The 7,582-nt window shown below is 29.0% G+C and carries 10 protein-coding genes; 8 read left to right on the top strand and 2 right to left on the bottom strand.

Annotation, left to right across the window (positions count from 1 at the left end):
- Positions 1-115: 115 nt before the first annotated feature.
- From D3P13_RS21520 to D3P13_RS21510, 3 genes are all read left to right on the top strand, one after another.
- A complete protein-coding gene (locus D3P13_RS21520) occupies positions 116-1,654 on the top strand; it encodes a hypothetical protein (protein WP_117885746.1) in 1,539 nt (512 codons plus the stop codon).
- Between the two features lie 217 nt (positions 1,655-1,871).
- Positions 1,872-2,468: a hypothetical protein gene (locus D3P13_RS21515; RefSeq protein ID WP_117885744.1), complete on the top strand. Its 597-nt coding sequence runs from the start codon at positions 1,872-1,874 to the stop codon at positions 2,466-2,468.
- 164 nt (positions 2,469-2,632) lie between these two features.
- Entirely contained in the window at positions 2,633-2,947 is a 315-nt protein-coding gene (locus tag D3P13_RS21510; RefSeq protein WP_117885742.1) for a hypothetical protein, read from the top strand.
- 6 nt (positions 2,948-2,953) lie between these two features.
- Here D3P13_RS21510 and D3P13_RS21505 read toward each other — a convergent pair whose 3' ends face one another.
- Positions 2,954-3,271, bottom strand: coding sequence for a hypothetical protein (locus D3P13_RS21505; protein ID WP_117885740.1), 318 nt, complete (start codon positions 3,269-3,271; stop codon positions 2,954-2,956).
- A 71-nt stretch (positions 3,272-3,342) separates the two neighbouring features.
- On the opposite strand from D3P13_RS21505, the gene D3P13_RS21500 reads away from it, so the two are divergent.
- Both D3P13_RS21500 and D3P13_RS21495 read left to right on the top strand, forming a co-directional pair.
- A complete protein-coding gene (locus tag D3P13_RS21500; RefSeq protein WP_117885738.1) occupies positions 3,343-3,840 on the top strand; it encodes a hypothetical protein in 498 nt (165 codons plus the stop codon).
- Entirely contained in the window at positions 3,834-4,361 is a 528-nt protein-coding gene (locus tag D3P13_RS21495; RefSeq protein WP_117885736.1) for a hypothetical protein, read from the top strand. The genes D3P13_RS21500 and D3P13_RS21495 overlap by 7 nt, the downstream gene beginning before the upstream one ends.
- A 34-nt stretch (positions 4,362-4,395) precedes the next feature.
- On the opposite strand, the gene D3P13_RS22005 is transcribed toward D3P13_RS21495, so the two are convergent.
- Positions 4,396-4,689: a hypothetical protein gene (locus D3P13_RS22005; RefSeq protein WP_157973002.1), complete on the bottom strand. Its 294-nt coding sequence runs from the start codon at positions 4,687-4,689 to the stop codon at positions 4,396-4,398.
- A gap of 347 nt (positions 4,690-5,036) precedes the next feature.
- Between D3P13_RS22005 and D3P13_RS21485 the strand changes: the two genes are divergently transcribed.
- From D3P13_RS21485 to D3P13_RS21475, 3 genes are all read left to right on the top strand, one after another.
- Positions 5,037-5,888, top strand: coding sequence for a hypothetical protein (locus tag D3P13_RS21485; RefSeq protein WP_117885732.1), 852 nt, complete (start codon positions 5,037-5,039; stop codon positions 5,886-5,888).
- A gap of 474 nt (positions 5,889-6,362) precedes the next feature.
- A complete protein-coding gene (locus D3P13_RS21480) occupies positions 6,363-6,623 on the top strand; it encodes a hypothetical protein (RefSeq protein ID WP_157973001.1) in 261 nt (86 codons plus the stop codon).
- A gap of 310 nt (positions 6,624-6,933) precedes the next feature.
- Positions 6,934-7,383: a cytochrome c oxidase assembly factor Coa1 family protein gene (locus D3P13_RS21475; RefSeq protein ID WP_117885728.1), complete on the top strand. Its 450-nt coding sequence runs from the start codon at positions 6,934-6,936 to the stop codon at positions 7,381-7,383.
- Positions 7,384-7,582 lie beyond the last annotated feature (199 nt).

The following is a 7,582-nucleotide window of genomic DNA, read 5'->3' as shown; positions in this document are numbered from 1 at the left end:
CTTTTATCAAACTTAAAGATTTACTAACTTAGCGACATAATAGAAATAAAGTTAATATAGACTTTATTCCTACGTTAGCAAACAGTTGAACAAAACCTACAAACGAAAATCAAATATGAAAAAAGTCATTTTACTATTAATATTTAGCATATTACTAGTTGCCTTCGATTCAACTTCAAATGATGGAATTGAAATTAGCGGATATGTCAAAAATTCAGAGCAAGAATATATTAATTTGAATTACGTACCACGATTAAGAGGGAACTTAAATTTTGATAATTTCACAAGTATTGGTTCTTTTATAGATTCAGAGGGACATTTCAACTTAAATTCTGATAAGATTACAGATGGAGCCAACTACAGCCTTGAATTTAAAAACAGCGGAATTCAATTAATTCTCTTTAGCGGAGACAATATTCAAATAAGCTTTGATGTAAATAATCCAAAAAATTCACTAATTGTTAAAGGAAAAGGAGCGGGAAAAATAAATACTCTAAACCTTAAACAATTTGAATATGATGATTTTGATTCAGAAAAAACCCAAAGTCTAGATGAATTCATCATTTCCATTAGTACTGCTATTTCAGAACAAAACGAATTATTAAACTTTATTTATCTAAAAAAATCAAATGAAAAATTAATCTCACAAGCTGAGAACAAAATTGAAATTCAAAAAATAATTACTGAAACACCACTTACCGAAAAAGAATACAATTTTCTTTTAAATCGTATAAATTTTAAAAAATACTCATTGCTTACCAGTTATTTAAACAAAATGTCTAGACTTAAAAGTTTAGATTCAATTAGTATCAACTTTAAAGATAAAGCATTTAAATATTTTGATAAACAAGAATACAAAAAGCTCAATAATATAAATGATTGGCATTTAGCAAATAATTTAGAAAGTATCTTACAAATCGAATACTTGAAAAAATTAGAGGAGCAAGGTAACGTTAGAGTAACATATGGAAATTGGCAATCATTCTTCAACAATTCCGATTATGAAGAATGGGTCAATTCTTTTTTAAAGGATAACTTAAACAAAGAAATATACAATAAATACTATGCGGATTTATCTACTTGGTTAATGACTTTAGGTGCGAATTATAAAACATACTCTAAAAAAATTGACATTAATAATGACAATAAATATGTAAAAAAAATAAATGAATTTGAAAATCTATTAGAGGACGGACTGGACAATAAAGATTACACACTTAATGAAGACGCATTTACTTTAAATAAATCGAAATTCAAATCTTTACTAGAGAACTATAATGGTAAACCTTTAATTATTGTTTTTTGGTCAGCTCAATATGCTGGAGCATCAATAGTTAATAACCTTCCTTCAATTAAAAATTTTGAAAAAGAAAATAAAGAAAAAATTAGTACAATTAATATTTGTATAGATAAGAAAGTGAATAAAAAAGTATGGGCTGCTAGAGTTATAGATAATTCTTGGAAATCAAAACATTACTTTTTACCAATTGAGGAGAATGATTCTATTTTAAATGAGTTTAGTGATAAAAAAATATCGGCATTTTGTGACGGAGGTGTTACTTATGCATTTATAGACGAAAACGGAATTATTAATAATGCAATTGAATTTCCGTTTCATCTTTCGACCAATGAAATTGAGAAAATGATGAATTAAAAACCGTTTGCTAACAATGTATAAAAAAAATAGGGCGGATATTGCTTAAACAAAGGTTTAGGCGTATTTGCAAAGTCGCCAAACCTTTTGATTTGACTTTTAGAAAAATAAGATAAAAACAAAATGCAAAAGTTTTGGCTTGTGGCTAAGCGGAGAGGTCATCGCTTACTGACTGCCCTACTTTTCTTATACTAACCGTTAGCAAACATTTAGAAAAATGAATATTTTAAAAGGATTTTACGCATTCGCAATTGGTTCGGGATTATTTACCATATATAACAATCTTGATAACTTAGTGGACCCAACAATTGCTGTTTCTATACTTGGAATTGTAAGCGGAATTCTATTTTTTATACGGAAATATGAGTTTTATTATTTAGCGCTTATTTGGATAATAATTCAGATTCCTTACTTCGTTATAAACGACACTTCTATTAACCTTTCTCTTCTTTATAGTGCGAAGTTTGGCCTTACATTTGGATCAAGTGAGATAGGTGTGAATATTCATGTTTTTTTACTCTTCTTTGCAAAATATTTAATTTTATCACAGTATTTAGAAAAGGAAATCTCTGTTAAACCTTTTACAGAAAAATCAACGGAATTGATCGGCGACGGAATAACGTTCAAAACCATTGATATAATATCGAATAAAAGTCTTTCATCTGATATCAATTTGAGTTTAAATGGAATAGATTATTCTAAATTATATTTTCAACCGCAGGATAGTGATAAAATAAAAAAAGGTACTGTATTTTTAATACCGACAACTGGTGGAAATGAGTTAAAGGCATCCATTATTTTCGAAAAAAAATAAAAAAACGTTTGCTAACAACGTGTATAATTAATTGCGGCGGAATTTCCTCGCAGGAAATTCACTCGAATTAATTAACTTGCTCATACGTTGGAAAATCTCAACTGATTTTCCGCAACTAACCATACACAACACGTTGCCAACCATTAAAACAAATACATAAGAGGATGGATAAAGAAGAGAAGATAAAGAGGTTAAAAGCATTATTAGAAAGAATAGATGATTATTCTAATACAGAGTATAACTTTGATGTTGTTGATGGATTGTTAAAAAAGGAAATCAAATACGAAGAAAATGAAGAAATAAAAACAACAAGCTATTTAATGTATTTAAACGAAGTGCTTAATGAAGATGTTTTTAGATACAAGACTGCGTTAAAGAGAAGTCCTAAAAAAGGAGCAATTACAGAATACAAAAGTTTAATAGGTAGATTTACAAGTGTAGTTTATGGAGAATTAAGCTGTTTAAAATTAAATCAGTAATAATAATTAGGAAGGGTAATCTATCTTTTTAAAATAATCCAACATAACATTGTTAGCATTATTTAATAAGAATTTAAGCTGTTCTAAATTGTCAACCCTATAAGACCTTGCAACTGACATTAAATCAAAAACATCAGTTCTATCGGTTATAGATTGAATCATAATAGAATTATTAAAAACAACTATATCACAATACATCATTTCTGAATCATTAGGAGTTGAATCAAAATAACGTCTATAACGAGGCGAATTTATATCCTCTTCGTCAATTTTGACTATTTCAAATTTTCTTTCGGCAAGGTAGGAATGAATAAAAGAGTGCATAAAATGGGAATTAATGAAACCAAAAGTAATCATTACACGATAAAAACATTAAGACTAATGGTAATCAAGGAATGAAAAGAAGAGACTTTAATTTATTAAAAAACATTTTAATTGGTATTGCCATTCTTGCTGTTTATTTTATTTGGTTGTTTAACAGCAATGCTTATAGTGAAGCTAGAGAAAGTTATTTAATGGTAACGAAAGAAAAAATTACAGTATCGGGTAATTTTCTTGATACCGAAAAATTTGAAATGGATAGAGATGCTGGGGAAATAGCAGATGGATATGGTTATAAATACTCATTCGTAACAAAAGATGGCAGAACTATTGAAAGTACAGGATGGAATTACGGAGAATTGCCAACAAACATTGAGATTGAATATATTTCGGACAGCCCAAATATTAACAGAATTAAAGGAGTGTTGTCAAATGAAGAAAGTTTTACCGATTGGCTTAAAAATAAAGTCGTCTTTAAATTATTTGGATTTAGCATTTTCGTGTTTTTTAGTTATCACTGTATAAAAAGCGGAATTGATGAATATAAAAAAAGTAAAAGTAAATCATGTTAGACAAATATAAATATCATCATAAGGTTTTGAACTACCTGAACGACAAAAGAACTGAACATTTTAAGCATGTAGAACGTAACAAAACGGATGAAACAGAGATTCTTACAACCTATACTTTAACGCCAGAAGAAATTTCAAATGGTTTAAAAATAGACTCAATAAAAACAAATGCGACATTGATTGACTTACATGAACTAGGGTTTGTAAAACTTGATAACTTTAGATACTCTTCAAAAGAAAACGCTTATTTTTATATTGAATCTGAATATTTTAAAAAGAAACATAACGAATATATCACACAAAAAATCTTAACATTCTTTAAAGATTTTTTAATAATATCTATTGGACTTGTTACTTTAATATCACTTATTTATAATGTTTTCAAAACAAGTCAGGAGAAAGTACTAATCGAAAAAGAAATATTAGAACCGCAATCGAAAGTAGAAAGTATAAAGCAGGAATTATCCACAGAAGAAAATAATACAGAAATGATTCTAAACGATTCTTTAAAGAGGAACTGAATTTTGACATGAGTAAAGGAATTTAAAATTAATTTTAACTAAACCAACCTGAATTAATGGAAATATTAAATATTGTATACGATTGGATTACAGCGAATATGGAGTTAGTTATAAGAACATCCATTGTTAGTATCATTGTTACATCATTTGCTAGAGCAGTATCAATATTAAAAAAGAATATACCTAAAGGAATTAAAAAACTTAGGAAAATCAAAAGCATAAAGTATTTAGGATTTATACTTCTATATGCTTTACCACTTGGAACAATAGGCATTATGATTGTTGACCAAACTACAGAACCGACTTTTAAAAACATTGCTTTGCTCATAATTTTATGCACAACGTTTGTTTTTAATATTCTAATTAGCCATATAAATTCTATTTATAAACAGATTAGGGAATTAACCGAAACTTGTTCGTATAATAATTTAACTCATAAGAAAGCAATTAATATTATACTTGAAAAAATAGATTTAAAAGAGCGAATAGAATGACGGTACGTAACGGTTGGCAACAATATATATAAATAATTTTTAACATTGTTTTTAACCTATTACTTACTGTTTCTATACATTGTATATTTATAACCGTTAATAGTTGTTTATCCATTAAAAACTATTCATATACAAAACGTTAGCGGTAATTTGAATAAAACTAGTAGGAGAAAGGAACTATATGATATCAAGGCATAAGATAACAAGAGATTTAAAAAAAGAATTTGAATTTGTAAAAGACAGATTCCCTAATACAAGTAGAAAACTAAAAAAAAGAGTATCAAACGACCTTATTGTTAATCTTTCAGCTTATAAAAATATTGGTAAGGAATTATCAATTTTCAGCATTTTAAATGAGGATAACGAAGAAGCAATAAAAGGGTTACGTTTTTATCTTAATATTGGAACCAAACATTTTCAAAGAGAATTTGGAAGTGGTCAAACTCTTGTAATAACAATTGAAAATGAACATTTTGAAATTGAAAAAACAAATAAAAGAGAAAAAGTAAGTCTCTTCAATTGGTGGGAACTATTAAATATTTCTCTTATTTTAAAGGAAACCTCATGTCGAAACGCCCTAATTGAATTGTATGAACTTGTTGCTAAAGAAGATAAAGACCCATACTGGAACAGATTTACTCAATTTACACTAATGTGTTTAGGTACTAGAACACCTGAAGACACAATATTCGAAGATTTAAAAAGCATAGTCAATTCAGGTGTCGTAGCTTTTTATGCTATTTCTGGAAATGGATTAACAAAATCAGAAGAAGGAAAGAAACTTCGAGAACGGATATGGTTGCCTATAGCCGAAATCTATAACTATTCTATAAAGTTAGAAAGCCAAAAGGTTAATGATAAAATCGAAAGTATACTTATTTCTAAAAAAGAATGGATAATTCAAAACAAAGAGGAAGATAATAGCTCATTATGGATTGATTTTGCTTTAACTGCAGTCTGTGCTTTTGCGAAAGAAAAGGGAATTGTAATTAATGTAAAATCAGATTACATACCTGAATTTTTAATTAAGTGAAAATAAAAACTACCGCTAACAAAACCTATAAACAATACGGGTTTAGGGCTTAAACGCTAAGGTTTGCGTATTTTTATGAGGTCGCGAAATCTTTGGGATTTCGCTTTAACAGAAAAAAAGAAAAAACAAAACCAAAAGATTTCGCTACGTGCATGGCGGAAAGCAAATGCTAGTTTGCTCCCGCACTGTTCATAGCTAAGTCGTTAGCAAACATTGCGTAGACATATTTTTAATTAAATAAACATGATAGAGAGTAGGCTAAAGTTTTACGTTTACATTTTACCAATATTGACTTTCAGCTTCCCCATATTGCTTTATTCTGCATTATTCTTGAAAGGGGGTTTCTCTCCTGATTTACCGATTTACATAGTCTTATTCTTCTCATCTTTAATGTTATTCTGTTTTCTCTTGCTATTGTTTGGGGAATTACGGACTAAAGCAATTTATATAAGAATAGAAGATGATAAAATCATTGTGAAACGATATTTAGGATTAGGCTCAAAAAGAGAGTTTAAAATTGACAATTTTGACGGGTATACAGTATCAAATTTGTATTCTTTTAGTGGAATTCATGAATATTTGTATCTGACAAAAAACGGAAGAAAAATGATCAAAATATCGGAATTTTACCACACCAATTACCTACAACTAAAGGAGGCAATTCATTCTAAAGTTAACTTTACTGGAAGAACTAAGTTTAGAATGGTTGACGAATTAACCGAAATCTTTAAATAAAAACGTTTGCTAACAACGGCTATAATTCATTGCGGCGGAATTTCCCTCCGGAAATTCCTATATTGCAATGATGGCTTGGTAATATCGGAATAGTCCTAGCGGACAATTCCGCAACGAAAACCATAGCCCAACCGTTGCCAACCATTAGTTCCGATTGAAAAAATCATAGCATTAGGTAGAAAAGCCGAATTAAAAATAAAGGAAATGGGATATGAATATGCCTATATCCGACATCCAGCGAATGGTGGAAAAAATAAATTCATAAGCGGATTAAGAATTGAGCTGAAATAAAAACTGATAAAAATTACAAATGAATAACGAACTGATTAAACAAAAAAGTTGGTGGAAAAAGAATTGGAAGTGGCTTGTGCCTGTGAGTGGCATAATACTAATTCAAATTGTATTTTTAATTTCTTCAGGAGTTGCGGGAAATAGTGCTGATATAGTCAGAGCATATTCAGAAACTGAACTTTATGAAAACGCACTAGAAAAAGTAAAATCTGATGAACGAGCATCGGAATTGCTTGGCGAAATAAAACCGATTGATAAACTTGCTATTTTAGAAGGAGTAGTTAAATATTCAAATGAATACAAAACTATAAACTCATCAATTCGTGTGGTAGGAACAAAAGGACGTGGGAGAATGGATATTTCTGCTGATCTAATACATGACCAATGGAACTATAAAAAAATAAATATCCGAATTAAAAAGCCGATTGAGAAAAAACAAACTATCCAAATCATCAAAAATATTGAATAATAACGGTTGGCAACAATGTGTATAATTAATTGCTTGGGTCTGTGTGTACTCGGAAAATCCTACGGATTTCCCTAACGTTTAGTTTAATTTATTAAATTAGTTGCGTAACCCACGCACCTAACCAAGAACTGTGTTGATTTCCTAATGTTTTTGCTTTTATTTTTTTACAATATTATCTTAGGGCTTTATTGAAGTAGAA

Source organism: Aureibaculum luteum, assembly GCF_003449015.1.
Classification (GTDB): Bacteria; Bacteroidota; Bacteroidia; order Flavobacteriales; family Flavobacteriaceae; genus Aureibaculum; species Aureibaculum luteum.
The sequence above is the reverse complement of the archived record's forward strand: the minus strand, read 5'-3'. Positions and strand labels throughout refer to the sequence as shown.